The organism is Terrimicrobium sacchariphilum (genome assembly GCF_001613545.1).
GTDB lineage: Bacteria > Verrucomicrobiota > Verrucomicrobiia > Chthoniobacterales > Terrimicrobiaceae > Terrimicrobium > Terrimicrobium sacchariphilum.
The window spans coordinates 2882847-2898796 of record NZ_BDCO01000002.1 but is presented as its reverse complement, the minus strand read 5'-3'; the positions used below and the strand labels follow the sequence as shown (position 1 = coordinate 2898796).

The window sequence follows — 15950 nt, the reverse complement described above, 5'->3', positions numbered from 1 at the left end:
CTACTTGATCATTATCATTTCCAGGAAGCTTCCTTCCAGCGAAAGCGCTTCCTGCACCCCGAGGGCAAGGCGGCGGCGGAGGGTTTCCATGGCATCCAGCCGCTTCAGAATGTTGGTGGGGGGGTACTTATCGGCCAGCTTCTGGATGGACGCATGCGTCGCCGTGGCGCCATGCTGAACCCGCAGGGCCTGGCCGAGCACATCGACGACGATTTGCAGGATGCGGTCGCGTTCCCGGACAGATCCCGCCTCGGTCATCGCTTTGACCTGCTCGGCACGCTCCTGCAGCCAGCTGGAACCTTCCGATGCCTGCTTGTACTTTGAGGTTTCCTGTTTGAGCAGGGAGTCATTCTCGTCGGAAATGCGTTCCTTGGCCGAGACGATGAGCGCCTGGACCACACGAGTGAAACGAAAGGCATCTCCCGCGGTGGGCGGGTGGGGCTGCAGCAGAGCCTGCTCCAGCGCGGAGATAATGGGGGCGTGCTCGGGAGCGGCCACCATGGCGGAGGTCGGGCGCAGCGAGGTTTCCACGCAGCGAGAGAGTACCGTCTCCAGAATCGCCTCGGGCAGGGCGCTCAGCAGCAGGATGAGCGAGCCAGGAGGCGGCTCCTCGAGGGTTTTCAGAAACGCATTGGCTGCCTGGGGCTGCATCCGCTCGGCATCGGAGATGATGACGGCTTTGTTGCTTGAGATGAGCGGCTTTCTCTGTATCGCCTGCTCCAGTTCGCGGATCTGGTCGATGACGATGCGGCGGGATTTGGACTCCGGCTGGACAAAATGGGCATCCGGATGGTGTGGCACCTCGTCTGCCCGGCAACCGAGGATCATACCTGCCAGCGCTAAGGCCAGCTCGCGTTTCCCTGATCCGATGGGACCCGTGATCAGGTACGCATGTGCCAGGCGGCCGTTTGCGTGTGCGGACTGGAGGCGTTCAAATGCCGTTTGGTGAGAAAAGGCCATGACAGCGTTGCAGCAGTTCCTGACGGATGGAGGTTGAGACGGTGGATTGATCCTGGCTCGCATCGATCACGCAGATGCGGTCGGAATGCCTTTGGGCAAGTGCGAGATATCCGTCTCGCACGGCGTGGAAGAAATCGAGCGGCTCCTGTTCCATGCGATCGATGGCCTCGTTGCGACGCCGGGCTCGTTCCATGGCGGCAACCGGGTCCATGTCGAGGAGGAAAGTGACATCGGGAAGGCGGTCTCCGGCGGCAAAGTGATTGATGAGGTCCACGGCTTCCGAGGGAATCCGGCGCGCGACGCCCTGGTAGACGGTGGTGGAATCCAGGAAGCGGTCTGAGATCACGATGCGGCCTGCAGCGAGGGCGGGCTGGATGATCTCGCGGGCAAGCTGGGCCCGGCTGGCGGCGAAGAGCAGGAGCTCGGCTTCGGGGGTCATGTTCCGCCCCTCCGGTGCATGCTTGAGGAGATGTCGAATCTGTTCCCCGAGCGGAGTGCCGCCGGGTTCACGCACCAGCAGGGCGTCCCGGCCCTCAGCGCGCAAGGCATTCACCAGCAGGGCGATCTGTGTGCTCTTGCCGCACCCTTCCGAACCTTCAAAGCTGATGAAAAAACCGTTTTGACTCTCCGACAACATGCTGGAAGCGGAGAATTTTCGACGACTCGCCCCCCTGTGCAAAGCAGGAAATCGGATTTTGCTGAAGTTCTTGCGATTTCACGATAGGAAGGAGGCGATATTCATGAACTACTGGCTCGTTAAACAGGAACCCTCCGCGTATTCGTGGGACGATTTTGTCCGCGATGGCAAGACGCTTTGGACGGGCGTGCGCAACTTCCAGGCTCGCAATCATCTGCGCTCAATGAAGCTGAAGGACCGCGTCCTCTTCTACCATAGCGTCACGGGGAAATGCGTCGTTGGAGAAGCCGAGGTCGCGCGGACTGCGTTTCCCGATCCCACGGCGACGGCAGGAGACTGGTCCTGTGTCGAACTGAAGCCGCGCAAGCCGTTCAAGAGTCCGGTTTCCCTCGATGAGATCAAGGCGGAGCCGAAGCTCAAGGAGATTGGCCTGCTCCGGCAGTCCCGGCTGAGCGTGATGCCGCTGCAGCCCGAGGAGTACGAACTCATCACCTCGATGGGACAGGGCTAGAATTTCTTTCTGGCGCTCTTTCTCGTCTCAAACGAAGTTCCCTGCCGTGAAAAGATACGGTCGCATTGCTGTCGCTTCGGCATTTACGCCGACTTATGCCGCCCTCCTGGAGGAGGCAAAGCGAGTGGCAACGCGTTGTTCCGCCAAACTCGACGTGATCCACGCCGCGGCTTTCGATGCCGGAAAGGAAATGAGTTTTCGTGAAATCGTGGGACCCGACGTACCGATTCGCTGGTCTGTGGCCGATACCCCGGCCGAGGCGATCGCGCGGGTGGTGGAGGAGTTTGGCTACGACCTGCTGATCGCCGGAGCCCTGCACCGGGAGGATAGCGACAAGCCGTTCACGAGCGGGGTGGCCCGGGACCTGATGAAGCGGGTCTCCTCCGACCTGCTCCTCATTCCCGGAGCCTCGATGGAGGCGCACTCGATTGAGCATGTGATATTTGCCTTTGAACCCGGCGAGGACTGCGCAAGCTTCCTGGCCGATGCGGTGAGCGCGCTCCGACCAAAAAAGGTGACCATCGTCGCGGCGGAGACGCCGTTTGCCGCAGCCCTTGCCGCGTCGCGAGGAGAACAGGCGCCCGATCCCCGAACATGGAGCGAGGAAGTCGCCGAAGGATTGCGGGCGCGCTGCAATATCGAGGTAGACACCTGGATCGTCGCATCCAATACGGGTTACGCTGTGCTCGATGCCGTCCAGGGGATAGGGGCGGATCTTTTCGTAGTTCGCGGAGGTTCGGCGGGAAATCCCCTGCCGATGCACCTCGACTGGCTCTATAGCGTCATCCCGACACGCTTGCTCGTTACCAAGGAAAACCGATTCGCTTCTTAAGCAGGATCGCAAGCTTTTCCACCTTGGAGAGGCGGTAGCGGGTTTCCAGCACACGAAAGCCGTCTCCTTCCATCCGGTCCAGCAGTCGGGAGTAAATCTCCCGCATTGTTTCTGCCGGCAGCAGCGCCTTTGCGTCCTGCGCGGTGAGGGATTGGCGCGCTCCGGCGTAGTATTCGCGCGCCCGGCCAGCTTCAAACTCGAGGAGTTCCCGGAAACGCCCCGTCGCCATACCGTTGCGGAGTTGGGCACGATCGACCCCAAATCTCTCGGTGTCCTCAACCGGGAGATAGATCCTGCCCAAGGCAGCATCTTCGCCGACGTCGCGGATGATATTGGTGATTTGCAGGGCGTAGCCGAGGTCCTCCGCATACCGGGTGCTCTTGGCATCGGTACAGCCAAAGAGTTTGATGCTGACGAGCCCCACGGCGCTGGCGACATGCCAGCAGTAAGTACGGAGATCGTTGAAGGTCTCAAAGTCCCCTGGCTCGATATCCATCTCGACCCCCTCGACGATCTGCACGAGCAACTCCCGATCTATGCGGTGGCGCATGATGATGTCCCGCAGGCTGGCTGGTATTGGCTGATTCCCCCGCAAGCCATTCTTCCATGCGTCGAGAAGCCGGTGCTTTTCCTCGGGAGTCCTGCCAGCTTCGTCGGCGATGTCGTCGATCTCGCGGCAAAAAGCGTAGAAGACCATGGCATCGCGGCGTCGCGGAGCGGGGAGACTGCCTAGGGCAAAGGCCAGGTTGGAGCTTTTTGCACCGCTATCGGAGGCCAGGGTGAGGGTGGGAGAGTTCACTGGCGGTAGTCGCTGAGGATTCGGCCGCGGTCCATCTGGATAAGCCGGTGGGCATGATGTTGCAACTGCTCTTCTCCTCCCGCCCAGACCACGCATCGGTTGAGTTCTACAGCGGCGCGGCGGGCCAGCTGGAGCAGGTCTTCCGAGGCAGAGGGAGAGAGAATGAGGAGGATATCCGGGTCATGCGCCAGCGCCCGCGCGAGCGCCACTGTCCGCCGCTGGGAAAAGTCCAGACGGCCCGCCAGGGCACTTTCCAGATGCTCAATACCGCAAAACTCTAGCACCTCCAGAGTACGGGCCCGTACGCCCTTTGCCTCGCCTCCGCAGATGCGGAACAGCGGCATGGCGACGTTTTCCGCGACGGAGAAGGAGGGAAGCAGGCAGGGATGATTAAAAAGGAACCCGAAAGCTTCATTGCGCAGTTGACGCATTTCCTCGAGTGCCAGAGTAGAGGCATCGTACTCGCCCACGGCGACGGCCCCGTGGTCCGGTTGCTCCATAAGGCCGAGGACATTCATGAGCAAGCCCTTGCCGCTTCCGTCGGGGCCGGTGATGGCGCAAAACTCGCCGAACGTGAAGGATGCGGTCACATCATGGACCGAGGCCGGCCCCGCTCCATTCCAGGCGGGGCGATGACACGTGATCTGCCGGCAGGCGAGGGCGAGCGGTTTCAATACGTAATCTCCTTTCCTCCGCGGGAATACTGCTTGAAGAAACAAACCCACGAAGCGAGCAGCCAGCCGCCTACGCCCGCAGCCAGTGTCTGGGCAAATATGGCCAACGCCACGCCCACGAGGGAACCTTCGCAAATCTCCAGGCCAAACATCGGGACGAACTGTGCGATGAGGAGGAATCCAAAAGCGGTGAGCAGGAAGCCCAGATAATGGAACCCGTTGGTTCGCAGGAAGCGGAAATTGGCGATTATGGCTTGCTTGAGTGTCGTGTTGTGAAAGGCGAGGTGAATCTGCACGGTTCCGAAAAGCAATGTCATGGCGGAGAGGAATAGTCGCGCCCAGCTCTCGGGATTCCATGACATGCTGCCTGAGTGTAGCGCATCCCAGAGGAATGGAAGGTGGAAGATGACAAGTGTGGCGGCGACGATCACAAGCGACCACTTCAGTACGTATCCCAACCGGCGCACAGCGAAAGGCAAAAGCCGCTCGTCATTGAGGCTCAGACCGCGCACCCAGCCGTAGGCTGTGAAGAGCAGGCAGAGCTGGATCGTTGTGCCGAGGAGGAACTCGAAGATAAAAGACAGGAGGTTGATCGTTGCGCCCAGCCCGAGAATGGATGGCGTGTCGAGCACCTTGGAGACGAAGGGCAGGGCGAGGAATGAAACCGGTTTGACCAGGGCGGAGAGTGTGCAGATCAGGGCGATCGGCAGGATGATCCATACGCCGGCGCCATACCGCGCCCGAGCCATCTTGAAAAGTTCCCGCGCCAACCCGCGGTAGTTCACCAACAGGAGGAGGGCGGCGATACACGAAAGAGGAAATACCGAGACGAGAGAGGTCAGGGTGGCGGCAAGCTGCTCTGCGGCTGGGACGAGGCTTGACGCGATCAAGGGGGATAGGGCGGGAGGCGCGGTATTGAATTGAAACACGGGTTGCATGTCGCGGCCGGCGAGATTGGTCAGCCACATTTCCAGCGCACCAGCGAATAGGCCGTAGGCGAGGGCAAACCCCGCCGGAATCTTCCAAAGCCCTCCATGACGCAGTACACACCGCCATCCATCCAGATAGGCGCGTCGCAACGAAGGTACTCCGGAAGCCAGCACCAACAGGACGACAGGGGTGCCGATCAACCAAACGCGCGAATCCATCCGCAGAGTGAGGCATAAATTTGCGCTGGGAACGAGAGGAACTGATGATGAAAATGAAGATCATGACACTCGCAAACCACATCACCGTGGTGCGAATCCTCCTCATACCGGTCTTCGTCCTCTTTGCCGTTTACTACGGGCGGAGCATCGAGGATGGCAGGCCGGAGGAGTGGTTGCGCATCGCCTCGATCATTGTATTCATCACGGCATCGGTCACCGATCTGCTTGACGGTTGGGTGGCTCGTAAGTTTGGGCAAATGAGCCGGGTTGGCGCTGTGCTTGATCCCATCGCGGACAAGGGGCTCCTCCTTACTGCGCTCATTACCCTGACATTCAGCAAGTGGACCTACGCCTTTCCTCTCTGGTTTCTCGTCCTGGTGATCGCCCGGGATATCGTCATCATGACCGGCTGCCTGGTGGTCAAGCACCTCAATGGCAAGCTCGAGGTGCATCCGAGCCTGATCGGCAAAACTGCCACTGCGACCCAAATGGTGGCGCTGGCCTGGGTGATGCTCCAATTCCCCGGTCATCTGTACCCGATTTACGTCGCAGGAGCGTTTACCCTTCTCAGCGGCCTCGGTTATGTGCTTGATGGAGTGAGCCAGCTCAGGCATCACGACACGCCCCATGCATAGCGTTGCCATCGTAGGACGACCGAACGTAGGAAAATCAGCTCTCTTTAACCGTCTCGCAGGACGGAGGATTTCTATTGTCCACGATCAGCCAGGAGTCACCCGGGACCGAATCACAGCCAAGTGCAAGCTCGGCCAGCAGCCTTTTGAGATCGTCGACACCGGCGGTATCGGGGCCGATCCAGACCCGGATTTCGCGGAACCGACCCAGGAAGCAGCGGAAATCGCCATCGCCGGGGCCAATGTCCTTCTTTTCGTTGTCGATGGACAGCAGGGTGTCACGCCGCTCGACCAGGAACTGGCGAACAAGATCCGGAGTTCCGGCCGTCCGGTCATCCTCGTGGTCAACAAGGTCGATACCGATGCTCACGAGGATTTTGTCATTGATTTCGCATCACTCGGATTTGCTGAGGTGCGGGATGTGAGTGCCGCCCATGGCCGAGGTATTGATGAATTGATCGAGGCTGTCGATCGGCTGCTCCCGCCTCCTTTGGAGGGCGAGGAGGAGCTTGCCCGGCTTCCGAAGCTGGCTCTGGTGGGACGCCCCAATGTCGGCAAATCCTCCTTGATTAACGCCATTCTCGACGACAAGCGTGCCATCGTCAGCGACATTCCGGGCACGACGCGCGATGCGGTCGATATTCTTTGCGAGAGGGAAGGGCGCAAATACGTGCTCTGCGACACGGCGGGCATCCGTCATCGCTCCAAGCACAACACGTCCGTCGAGGTCTTCAGCGTGATGCGGTCCGAGGAGACGATCCGCCGTGCGGATCTCTGCGTACTGGTGATCGATGTCACCTCGGGTGTCACGGCCCAGGATAAAAAGATCGCTGGCTTGATCCAAAAATCCTACAAGGCCGCGATCATCGTGCTGAACAAGTGGGATCTGATTTCCGATCCCGAAATGACCGAGGCCGAGTCCCTGCGCGAACACATCGCCCGGGTGCGTGAGGAACTCTTTTTCCTCCCGTACGCCCCCGTCGTCGTGCTCTCGGCCAAGACAGGAGAAAATGTCCGACGCCTGTTCACGATGATCGAGAAGGTGCGCCAGCATGCTTCACGACGCGCTGGCACGGGAGAGTTGAACCGCCTCCTGCGCACGGTCATGGAAAAGCAGCAGCCGCCGATGCGCGGCACAAGGCGCTTTAAGCTGCTCTACGCCACGCAGGTGGCGCCTGAGAGACCATCGGCTTTTGAGCCGCCGCAGATCGTGCTTTTTGGCAACGATACGCGACTGCTTACGGACAACTATCTGACCTACCTCAGTTCGCGCCTGCGGGAGAAGTGGGAGTTTCCCGGGCTGCCGCTCATCATACGGCAGCGCGGGAGAGAGAAAAAGGCGGAGGAGTAAACCGCCTTACTGCATGTCGTGGTGGAGGGCAGCGCCATTCACCGACATGGAGACGAGCTGGATGATGACATTGATGATGATCGACAGGATCACGATGGCGATCGTCACCGGTACAGCTTTCGGCTGCGGTTTGAAGTACCCCGACTTGTTGCGGTAGTACATGTAAAGCGGATAGAGGAGACCCGAGCAGCAGATGAGCCCGAGTACGAACAGCACGGGGTTCATCTTGCTATAGTCGCTCTCTGGCAGGCGGCCCTCCTGGACTTCCTTCCGGCGCTCGAAGTACTCGAGCATGTTCAGCACGACGAGCACGACGTAGACGATGAAATTCACGCACGGCACGAGCATGCCGATGTAGCCCCATACGATGAAGTCGCCATAGTCGGCAAGGGGCTTGGCCGGAGCGGCCGATCCCGTTGCGGGAGTTGCTGCGGGCGAAATTGCCGGCGAGGGACTGACCGCTGGAGCTGCTGGCGCTGGAGCCGCGGCGGTGGCGCGAGCTTCTGAGAATTTAATCCAGTTGGGGGAACCCTGCTGCCATACCAGCGAGTCGTCTGTCAGTTGACCTTCCGCATGGAGACGCTCAATCTCAGAGAAGGCTACCGGGCCGAGTTGCTGTCCATCCTTGGCGTAGAACCAGTTCATGTCTCGAGCGTGTAGCGTTTTTACGACATTGTCGTCGAGAGGAAATCACAAGTGAGATTGACCGAGATGCTGCTGAAGGTAGCGGGCTACGGGATTTCGCGTATCGAGCAATTCAGATTTGGAGCCTCGCAATGCTCCCAAAAGCTGAGGAATCCACCAGATCAGGAGAAAGAGGACGACCCAAGGGGCAAAACGCCCGATACGCCGGAGAAAAGGCGTCCAATCCATCCATGGACGACCGCGGATCGCCTCGCTGACGAGAATGATGCCGATAAGTGCGATCATTCCCACCGCGGGCAATGCCAGCGCGTTCAGTCGTAAAGCCGTCGCGACATCGCCGTGCATCAATGCCTTGGCCGCGCGGGTGCCACCGCACAGCGGACAGGGCAGACCGGTCATGGCATGAATCGCGCATGTAGTCGGATTCCACGAGCCGGAACTCGTGGGGAGAAGAGGGAGTAGAGCGAGAACGAGCAGCAACGCCGCCCCAACAAGGAACCGCGATCCCCGGCTTCCAGGCAGAAACGGGGGCTGGACACTCATTTGTTGGAAATGAGCAGAGTGATTTCGCCTTTCGGAGGATGAGCGTCGTAATGAGCCGCAAGGTCTGCGGGCTTGCCTCGGCGGTATTCCTCAAATTTTTTGCTGAGTTCGCGCGCGACGCAGACTGCCGCCTCGGGAGCCACCTCGGCCAGGACGCCCAGGCTTTTGGCCAGCCGATAGGGAGACTCGAAGTAGATACTCGTCTCTTCGCGGGCAATGGCAGCCTCCAGTTCATTGCGACGCTGGCCGCTTTTGACGGGTAGGAATCCGCCGAAATAAAACGAGTCACTGGGCAGTCCGGAGCCTGCCAATGCAGTGACGACGGCGCTGGGGCCAGGCAATACGGTGACGGGAAGCTCGCGTTCGCGGCAGGCTCGGACGAGGCGGAATCCCGGATCGGAAATTCCCGGCATTCCTGCATCGGTGATGAGTGCGACTTTGCGACCCTGGGCGATTTCTTCCACCAGAGAAGCGGTTTTTCCCGCTTCGTTGTGCTCGTGAAAGCTCACCATCGGCTTACTGATGCCGTGATGGTGGAGCAGAATACCGGAGTGCCGGGTATCCTCTGCCGCGATCACGTCGGCTTCGCGCAATGCGTCGAGAGCGCGCAGGGTGATGTCCTGCAGGTTCCCAATCGGAGTCGGGATGACAGTCAGCAAAGCGTCTTACCAGCCTTCGCTGAGAGCGGCGGACAAGTCGACAGCCAGCCGTTGCGCGGCGAGCGGAATGGCCTGTCTTTCGGTGGTTTGAAGGTCGTTCGACGAGAAGAAGGAAGTGTCGCCCTGGACGACGCTCTTCATCAGGACGGCTCCAGTGACGCGGTCCACCACCTGATAGCTGACGGTCACGGTGAGGCCAAACTCGCTCGTCGCGAGTACGTTGTTCTGGACCGAGCGCAGCGACCGTCGCTCGATCTTGGTGACGGTGCCATACAGGATGGCATCGGCCGTATCATCGGAGACGATCGTATAGGTGCCGTCCTGCTGGAACTGCTTGATCACCGTGTCTGCCATGAGCACCTCGATGCGAGGCTCATAGGTGTTGTTCTTGAACGTAGGGATGGCAAGCGTCCTGACCGACCGCATCGGGGTGGGGCGAATCTCGCCGAGCTTGTATCCGCAACCGCTGAGAAGGATGGCGACAAGAAGGAGGCTGACAGTTCTCATTGATTGGGCAGAGCGGGTTCGACGGCGGGAAGCGGCTGGACGTCGCGGACATTGGTCCGGAGCTTCGGAGCACGTGAGATCGGGAGTTCATCCGGGACGACATCTCGCTTGGATGGACCGGAGTAGTCGGCCAGAGCGGAGGTTTCCACCTGGGCCTGCAAGCGACGGCGGAGAGCCTGTTGCTCGCCGGATTCCGCACGCTCGGAGCCGACTCGCAGGGCGTCTTCGCCGACCGAGTTGCGCAGTTCATTCAGACGAGTTTTCGCAAACTCCGCATCGGCGGTCTTCGGCTGCTTGCGGATCACGTCGTTGTAGTAGATGACGGCGGCCTTGTAATTGCGGGCCCAGTCGTAGTACTTCGCGATGGCCATCAAGTCGCCAGCCTCGGACTGGCCGAGGGTGACGAGATTGTCACGGGCCTGTGCCGCCTTTTCGCTCTTGGGAAACTGAAGGAGGAAATCTTCAAAGGTCTCGCGGGCCTGGACGAGGGCCGAGAGGTCGCGAGTGTCGCCAGTCGTTCCAGCCTGCATGTAGATGTAACCGATCTGGTAGAGAGCGTCGTCTGCCACGTCGCTGTTTGGGTACTTGTCGAGGACGGTCTGGTAGGCGTTGCGGGCATCGGCCAGCATCTTCTGGCGTTCGTACGTCAGACCGAGATTGAACTGCGCGACCGGGGCATGTTTGCTGTAGGGAGCATTATTCAGGATCGAGCGGTACATCTGCTGAGCGCGCTCGGTGCCTGGAATGACTGGCACACCAAGGAAAACAACTCTTTTCCCTTGGAGATACTGGTTGGCGATGAGGACCTGCTGGGCGACCGCCTGCTCAAACTCCGGCGTGTCCGGATAACGGCTCACAAGAGTCTGGTAGGCGTCGAAGGCCTTGCTCGCGTTGCCCTGCTCCTCGAGGATCTGGGCGATGCGGAACTGCGCCTTGGAGGCCTGGGCTGCCGCCGGGAAGATTTTTAGAAAATTCCGGTACGACGCGAGGGCGTTTTCGTATTGCCCGGCTTCGTCGTATTGTTTGGCAGAGGCAAAGGCCGTGGCGGCATCGCTCGGCGTAGATGCTTGCGTCTCACGCCTTTCCTGCGCCGCGACGGGGCGCGCGATGAGCAGTGCCACGATCAAAATGGGCGCGAAGATTTTAGATAACATGCAGGCGGCGCAACGTAGGAAACATCCCGGCTGGCGTCAACTGCAATAGTCCCTGAGAGTTGTCCGGGAAATTCTGATTCCTGCTGGCATCCGTCCGGTTGGTGGCTAACCTGCGTCGATGCGTCTGCTTTTGATCGACGGTCACTACTATCTCTACCGGTCTTTTTTCGCCATTCGGGGTCTCTCAAACTCCAAGGGGGAGCCGACCAATGCGATATATGGCTTTTCCAAAGCCATCCGACGCATGATCGCCGATACGAAGCCGGACCGCGCTGCGGTGATCTGGGATTGCGGATTGCCAGCGCGGCGTACGGAACTCCAGCCCGAGTATAAGCAGAATCGGACCGAGATGCCGGACGATCTCCGCCCCCAGGAAGGGTGGTTGCAGAAGAATGTGCCGCTCTTTGGACTTGCCAGCCTGAAAACTCCCAACACCGAGGCGGATGATCTCATTGCCTCCTACGCCCAGGCCGCCATGGGTGAGGGTGCTGATGTCGTCATCGCAACCAATGACAAGGACATCATGCAGATGGTCTGCGGGCAGGTTTCGATCTACACCACGATCAAGGACGCGTTTGCCCTCCTCGGTACTGAGGACGTCGAAAAGAAATGGGGCGTGCCTCCTGCGTTCATTGCCGATGTGCTCGCTCTCACGGGAGACTCTTCTGATAACATCCCGGGCGTGCCGGGAATCGGAGAAAAGACTGCGGCACAGCTGGTGCGAACCTACGGGACGACCGATGAAATGCTCGCCAATATCGGGGCGATCGTGCCTGGACGCCTCCAGGAAAAAATCGCCACACATCGCGACCAGATTGTCAGTAATCGACAGATGGTGGCTCTGGATCTGGATCTTCCCCTACCTGTCAGGTGGCAGGATCTCGAGATTCGTCCTCGCTATCCGGAATTGATTGGCGCCCTGCGCGAGTGTGAGTTTAAGGGCTTGCTCAAAGAGGTGGAAGACGAGGCAGCCAAGGCTTTGCCTGCGCAGGCGGATCTCTTTGCCTAGCCACCCCTCGGAGGCGAGTTTGTGTATTTTTTTGAAAATACGATGGGTCCTAAATAATTGGCGCGGAAATTGCTTGCTCTAGCAAGTCGAGTGCCTGATTTTGGATGTCGATGATCGGCATGGAACAGGTTCAAGGGTTGGCGCTTCAGCAAACCCTGTCGCCGCAGATGCAGCAGAGTCTGCATATTCTCCAGGCACCCCTGATGGAATTACGTCAGCTGGTGGCCTCGGAGCTTCAGGCGAATCCTGTGCTGGAAGAGGAGAATCGCACCACCTCGCCGTCGCTGGATGAGGGGGCGCCCCAGCAATCGTCGACGCTGGATGATGAATGGCGTGAGGTTTACAGCCAGCGAGGCTCGACGGAGCAATGGAGTGCGGAGGCGCTCGAGCGGCGTCAGCATTTTTTTGATTCGCACACCCGGCCCCAGACCTTGCAGCAGCATTTGCTTGAGCAGCTCGGTGCCATCGGCTTGTCGCCCAACCGCAAGGGAATCGCCATGGTCGTGGTGGGAAACATCGACGACCGCGGGTACCTGAGGTCCGACGCGGTCGAGATCGCGGCCCAGGCCGGATGTTCCGATGGAGAGGCGGAAGAGGTGATCGGCATCATCCAGGAGCTCGACCCTCCGGGCGTCTGTGCGCGTTCGCTCTCGGAGTGCCTCTTTCTTCAGCTCAAGCGACAGGGCCAGCAGTACAGTATCGCCAGTAGAATCGCGCAGCATTATCTGGAAGAGCTGGGTCGGAGAAAGCTGGGGGATATCGCCCGCCAGCTCCGGGTGCCGCTGGCGGAGGTGCAGCGTGCCGCCGAGGAGATTTCCCATCTGGAGCCTCGCCCGGGACGTCCCTTTTCCGCCGAGGAAGAGCAGACCGTCGTTGCCGATATCATCATGGAGCGGGATGGAGATGAGTATACGCTGTCGCTCAACAACTCCGAGATTCCCTCGCTGCGCATCGGCAATGACTACAAGGACATGCTGTCCCAACCGGGTGCCAATCGTGAAGTGAAGGAGTACCTGCGCGAAAAAATCCGGGGAGGCCGTTTCTTCATCAAATGCATCGAGCAGCGGCAGCACACTCTGCTCAATATTGCCCGCGAGATCGTGAACCGCCAGCGGGAGTTCTTTGATCTCGGGCCGGCCCACCTTCACCCGATGACGATGAGTCAGGTGGCACAGGCGGTCGGCGTCCATGAGACAACCGTGAGCCGGGCGGTCTCCGGTAAATACATGTCCACGCCGAGGGGACTCTTTGAGTTGAAGTACTTTTTCACCTCCGGCTACACGACCTCCGAAGGCGAGGCAGTCAGCAACGAAAGCGTGAGGCAGTCGATCGCCGAGATCATCAAAAATGAAGATCCGCGCAAACCACCCAGCGATCAGGATATTGTCAAGCTGCTCGGCGAGCGCGGCGTGCCGATCGCGAGACGGACGGTGGCCAAATACCGCGAGCAACTCGGCATCCTGCCCAGCCATTTGCGCAAGTCGTTCTAATGGACGAGTCGGGCGGTGGTTGCTGACTCCGCGAAGCATCTTCTAGTACCGGATGATGAAGGAAATCACAGCGGGTCTCGCCCTGGCCCTGGTATCATCTGGCGGGTTCGCGACTGAACCAACCACCTCTCTGGGTGGAAAAGCGAAAGTGGAGTTTCCTGACCGGGACAAGCTGAAGGAAGCTTATGAAGCCCCCGGATGGAAAACGCTGTGGGCCGATGAGTTTGAGACAGCCGGTTTGCCTGATGCCGCGAAGTGGAACTACGAGGAGGGTCGCGTCCGCAATCGCGAGGATCAGTATTATGTCCGGAACCGGCGAGAAAATGCCCGGGTGGAGAATGGGCATCTGATCATTACCGCCCGACATGAGCCATGGGAGGGGGCAGATGTGACCTCGGCCTGCTTGATCACCCTCGGCAAGTTTGATTTCTGCCACGGTAAGCTGGAGATACGGGCCAGGCTGCCAAAGGGCAGGGGAACCTGGCCGGCTCTATGGCTCATGGGAAGCAACTATGAACAGGCAGGCTGGCCCCACTGTGGAGAGATTGATCTCATGGAGTTTGTCGGGTTCATGCCTGATGTGTTGCATTTCACGGTGCATACGGATGCGTTCAATCACTCCCGCCAGAATCAACAGGGCACCACGCTTGAGGTGGAAAGGCTGAGCGAGGAGTTTCACCGTTACGGTTTGCTTTGGATGGCCGATGAACTGGTCTGGTTCTTCGACGGAGAGCCGGTCTTTCGCTATGCGAACGCTCATGCCGGGGCATCGCAATGGCCGTTCGATCATCCTGCATACATCCTGATGAATCTTGCCATTGGAGGGACGTGGGGCGGTCGTGAGGGCGTCGATCCGGGCATGCTGCCATCCGAGTTTGTCGTGGATTACGTGCGTGTTTGGCAGCGGTAAGGGATAGGGAATAGAGGGACGAGTCGAATCTCCTTCAGTTGACCCTTGGTAGTGCGGGCGCCGGTGTGCATAATGATCCTTCTATGTCTTCCATCGATGTCACGGCGTTGCGTGAAGCGCTGCAAACCGTCAAGTACCCGGGATTCTCGCGGGATATCGTCTCTTTTGGTCTGGTAAAAGATATTCAGACCGACGGGCGGGACGTTCAGGTGCAGATGACGCTCACCACGGCCGACCAGAAAATCGCGCGGACGATCCATGATGAGGCCGAGGCCGCGCTCAAGCGTTTGCCGGGCGTGCGTGCAGTGGAGGTGCGGATCGATGTTCAGGCCCCCGCTCAGGCAGCGGGAGTTCCCGGCCCGGCGCGCATCCCTGGCGTGAAGCATGTGATCGCGGTGGCGAGCGGCAAAGGCGGGGTGGGTAAATCCACCGTGGCGGCGAATCTCGCGCTTGCGCTGTCTGCCACAGGAGCCAAGGTCGGTCTCCTCGACTGTGATTTTTACGGCCCGAGCATTGCGATGATGTTTGGCAGCAACGAACGCCCGACAGCGGACGACGAGAATAATATCATCCCGGTCGAACGTGAAGGGCTGAAGCTCATGTCGATGGGCTTCCTCCTGGAAGATGACTCTCCGGCGGTGCTGCGGGGGCCGATCGTGACGCGGTATACCCAGCAGTTTCTCCGTCAGGTGACATGGGCGCCGCTGGACTATCTCGTACTTGACCTGCCTCCGGGGACTGGAGACATCCAACTCACCATCGTGCAGACGATCGCCTTGAGCGGCGCTGTGATCGTGACCACGCCGCAGGAGGTGGCTTTGATCGACGCCCGCAAGGCGGTGGGCATGTTTGAGCGTACGAATGTACCTGTCCTCGGTATCGTGGAAAACATGAGCTACTTTCTCTGTCCCAGTGATGGAGTGCGCTACAATATCTTCGGCGAAGGCGGAGGGCAGCGGGAGGCGGCGCGCTTGAAGGTGCCGCTGCTCGGAGAGATCCCCATTCAGATCGCGGTTCGCGAGTCCGGAGATATCGGCAAACCCATCGTGTCGGCCGACCCGGAGGGAGTTGTTGCTCAGGAATTTATCAAGATTGCGTCGCAAGTTCGGCAGAAGGCCGAAAGTGCTTTAGGTCGTTAGGAAAACCTATGTTTTTCACAAGTTGCTTATCAATAGTGAGATATGTTCAGGGACTGACGGTTAAAACGTAATTTCCGTTTGACAGCAAGGCAATGATGGCCCCTTATCTTTATCGCGCATGAATCCCCAGAAGACCGAAGGTACCGACCTGGTAAAGAATTCGATCTTGTACAAGGAATTCCTCGCCGAGCGTGAAGAGATCCTGCGACACAAGTGGATCGAGAGTGAAAAAGCCGGCAAGGATATTGGATTTGAGAGAGCTTTGCTGGATTGGATTGTGAAATATCGTTCCGGTTGGAGGAACGAACGGACAAAAACCCAAACCCCAAGGATGCCGGCGAACTAGCAGC

Annotated in this window: 19 protein-coding genes; 9 read left to right on the top strand and 10 right to left on the bottom strand. The window is 59.3% G+C overall.

The genetic code is table 11. The annotated features are described in order from the left end of the window. Together TSACC_RS13580 and tmk are read right to left on the bottom strand one after the other, a co-directional pair. Positions 1-960: a DNA polymerase III delta subunit-related protein gene (locus TSACC_RS13580; protein ID WP_075079794.1), complete on the bottom strand. Its 960-nt coding sequence runs from the start codon at positions 958-960 to the stop codon at positions 1-3. Then, positions 932-1597, bottom strand: a complete 666-nt coding sequence (tmk, locus tag TSACC_RS13575) for a dTMP kinase (RefSeq protein ID WP_075079793.1) — start codon at positions 1595-1597, stop codon at positions 932-934. The genes TSACC_RS13580 and tmk overlap by 29 nt, the downstream gene beginning before the upstream one ends. A gap of 103 nt (positions 1598-1700) precedes the next feature. On the opposite strand from tmk, the gene TSACC_RS13570 reads away from it, so the two are divergent. Both TSACC_RS13570 and TSACC_RS13565 read left to right on the top strand, forming a co-directional pair. Then, entirely contained in the window at positions 1701-2108 is a 408-nt protein-coding gene (locus TSACC_RS13570; RefSeq protein ID WP_075080741.1) for an EVE domain-containing protein, read from the top strand. 46 nt (positions 2109-2154) lie between these two features. After that, entirely contained in the window at positions 2155-2940 is a 786-nt protein-coding gene (locus tag TSACC_RS13565) for an adenine nucleotide alpha hydrolase family protein (protein WP_075079792.1), read from the top strand. Here the strand turns inward: TSACC_RS13565 and TSACC_RS13560 are convergent. The 3 genes from TSACC_RS13560 to TSACC_RS22130 are packed head-to-tail and all read right to left on the bottom strand — an operon-like array spanning position 2912 to position 5561. Beyond that, positions 2912-3739 carry a phytoene/squalene synthase family protein gene (locus TSACC_RS13560; protein WP_169809641.1) on the bottom strand — a complete coding sequence of 276 codons (828 nt, stop codon included), beginning with the start codon at positions 3737-3739 and terminating at the stop codon, positions 2912-2914. The genes TSACC_RS13565 and TSACC_RS13560 overlap by 29 nt on opposite strands. Beyond that, positions 3736-4413, bottom strand: coding sequence for an ATP-binding cassette domain-containing protein (locus TSACC_RS13555; RefSeq protein WP_075079791.1), 678 nt, complete (start codon positions 4411-4413; stop codon positions 3736-3738). Before TSACC_RS13555 ends, TSACC_RS13560 begins: the two co-directional genes overlap by 4 nt. Beyond that, the gene (locus TSACC_RS22130) at positions 4410-5561 is read right to left on the bottom strand and encodes a hypothetical protein (RefSeq protein ID WP_075079790.1); all 1152 of its coding nucleotides are present in this window, start codon (positions 5559-5561) and stop codon (positions 4410-4412) included. The genes TSACC_RS13555 and TSACC_RS22130 overlap by 4 nt, the downstream gene beginning before the upstream one ends. 62 nt (positions 5562-5623) lie before the next feature. Between TSACC_RS22130 and pgsA the strand changes: the two genes are divergently transcribed. Both pgsA and der read left to right on the top strand, forming a co-directional pair. Continuing rightward, a complete protein-coding gene (gene pgsA, locus TSACC_RS13545; RefSeq protein ID WP_169809640.1) occupies positions 5624-6196 on the top strand; it encodes a CDP-diacylglycerol--glycerol-3-phosphate 3-phosphatidyltransferase in 573 nt (190 codons plus the stop codon). Continuing rightward, positions 6189-7544, top strand: coding sequence for a ribosome biogenesis GTPase Der (gene der, locus TSACC_RS13540; RefSeq protein WP_075079788.1), 1356 nt, complete (start codon positions 6189-6191; stop codon positions 7542-7544). Before pgsA ends, der begins: the two co-directional genes overlap by 8 nt. Positions 7545-7550: 6 nt before the next feature. Here der and TSACC_RS13535 read toward each other — a convergent pair whose 3' ends face one another. From TSACC_RS13535 to bamD, 5 genes are read right to left on the bottom strand one after another with little or no spacing between them, the layout of a single operon-like run. Further along, complete coding sequence (locus tag TSACC_RS13535) at positions 7551-8189, bottom strand: DUF4339 domain-containing protein (RefSeq protein ID WP_075079787.1); 639 nt, start codon at positions 8187-8189, stop codon at positions 7551-7553. A 45-nt stretch (positions 8190-8234) separates the two neighbouring features. Then, complete coding sequence (locus TSACC_RS13530; protein WP_084400455.1) at positions 8235-8732, bottom strand: DUF2752 domain-containing protein; 498 nt, start codon at positions 8730-8732, stop codon at positions 8235-8237. Further along, positions 8729-9391: a 16S rRNA (cytidine(1402)-2'-O)-methyltransferase gene (gene rsmI / locus TSACC_RS13525; protein WP_075079785.1), complete on the bottom strand. Its 663-nt coding sequence runs from the start codon at positions 9389-9391 to the stop codon at positions 8729-8731. The genes TSACC_RS13530 and rsmI overlap by 4 nt, the downstream gene beginning before the upstream one ends. Before the next feature lie 6 nt (positions 9392-9397). Further along, positions 9398-9898 (bottom strand): LPS assembly lipoprotein LptE, encoded by a 501-nt coding sequence (lptE, locus tag TSACC_RS13520; RefSeq protein WP_075079784.1) that lies wholly within the window; start codon positions 9896-9898, stop codon positions 9398-9400. Continuing rightward, positions 9895-11019 (bottom strand): outer membrane protein assembly factor BamD, encoded by a 1125-nt coding sequence (bamD, locus tag TSACC_RS13515; protein ID WP_237763973.1) that lies wholly within the window; start codon positions 11017-11019, stop codon positions 9895-9897. Before bamD ends, lptE begins: the two co-directional genes overlap by 4 nt. A 151-nt stretch (positions 11020-11170) precedes the next feature. Here bamD and TSACC_RS13510 point away from each other — a divergent pair, with 151 nt between their 5' ends. The 5 genes from TSACC_RS13510 (at position 11171) to TSACC_RS13490 (ending at position 15946) form a co-directional block, all read left to right on the top strand. Beyond that, on the top strand, positions 11171-12061 hold the full coding sequence (locus tag TSACC_RS13510; protein ID WP_075079782.1) for a 5'-3' exonuclease: 891 nt from the start codon (positions 11171-11173) through the stop codon (positions 12059-12061). Between the two features lie 104 nt (positions 12062-12165). Next, positions 12166-13551: an RNA polymerase factor sigma-54 gene (gene rpoN, locus TSACC_RS13505; protein WP_075079781.1), complete on the top strand. Its 1386-nt coding sequence runs from the start codon at positions 12166-12168 to the stop codon at positions 13549-13551. Positions 13552-13603: 52 nt separating this feature from the next. Beyond that, entirely contained in the window at positions 13604-14461 is an 858-nt protein-coding gene (locus TSACC_RS13500; RefSeq protein ID WP_075079780.1) for a glycoside hydrolase family 16 protein, read from the top strand. 83 nt (positions 14462-14544) lie between these two features. After that, positions 14545-15600: an Mrp/NBP35 family ATP-binding protein gene (locus TSACC_RS13495; protein ID WP_075079779.1), complete on the top strand. Its 1056-nt coding sequence runs from the start codon at positions 14545-14547 to the stop codon at positions 15598-15600. Between the two features lie 118 nt (positions 15601-15718). Then, a complete protein-coding gene (locus tag TSACC_RS13490) occupies positions 15719-15946 on the top strand; it encodes a hypothetical protein (RefSeq protein ID WP_075079778.1) in 228 nt (75 codons plus the stop codon). Positions 15947-15950 lie beyond the last annotated feature (4 nt).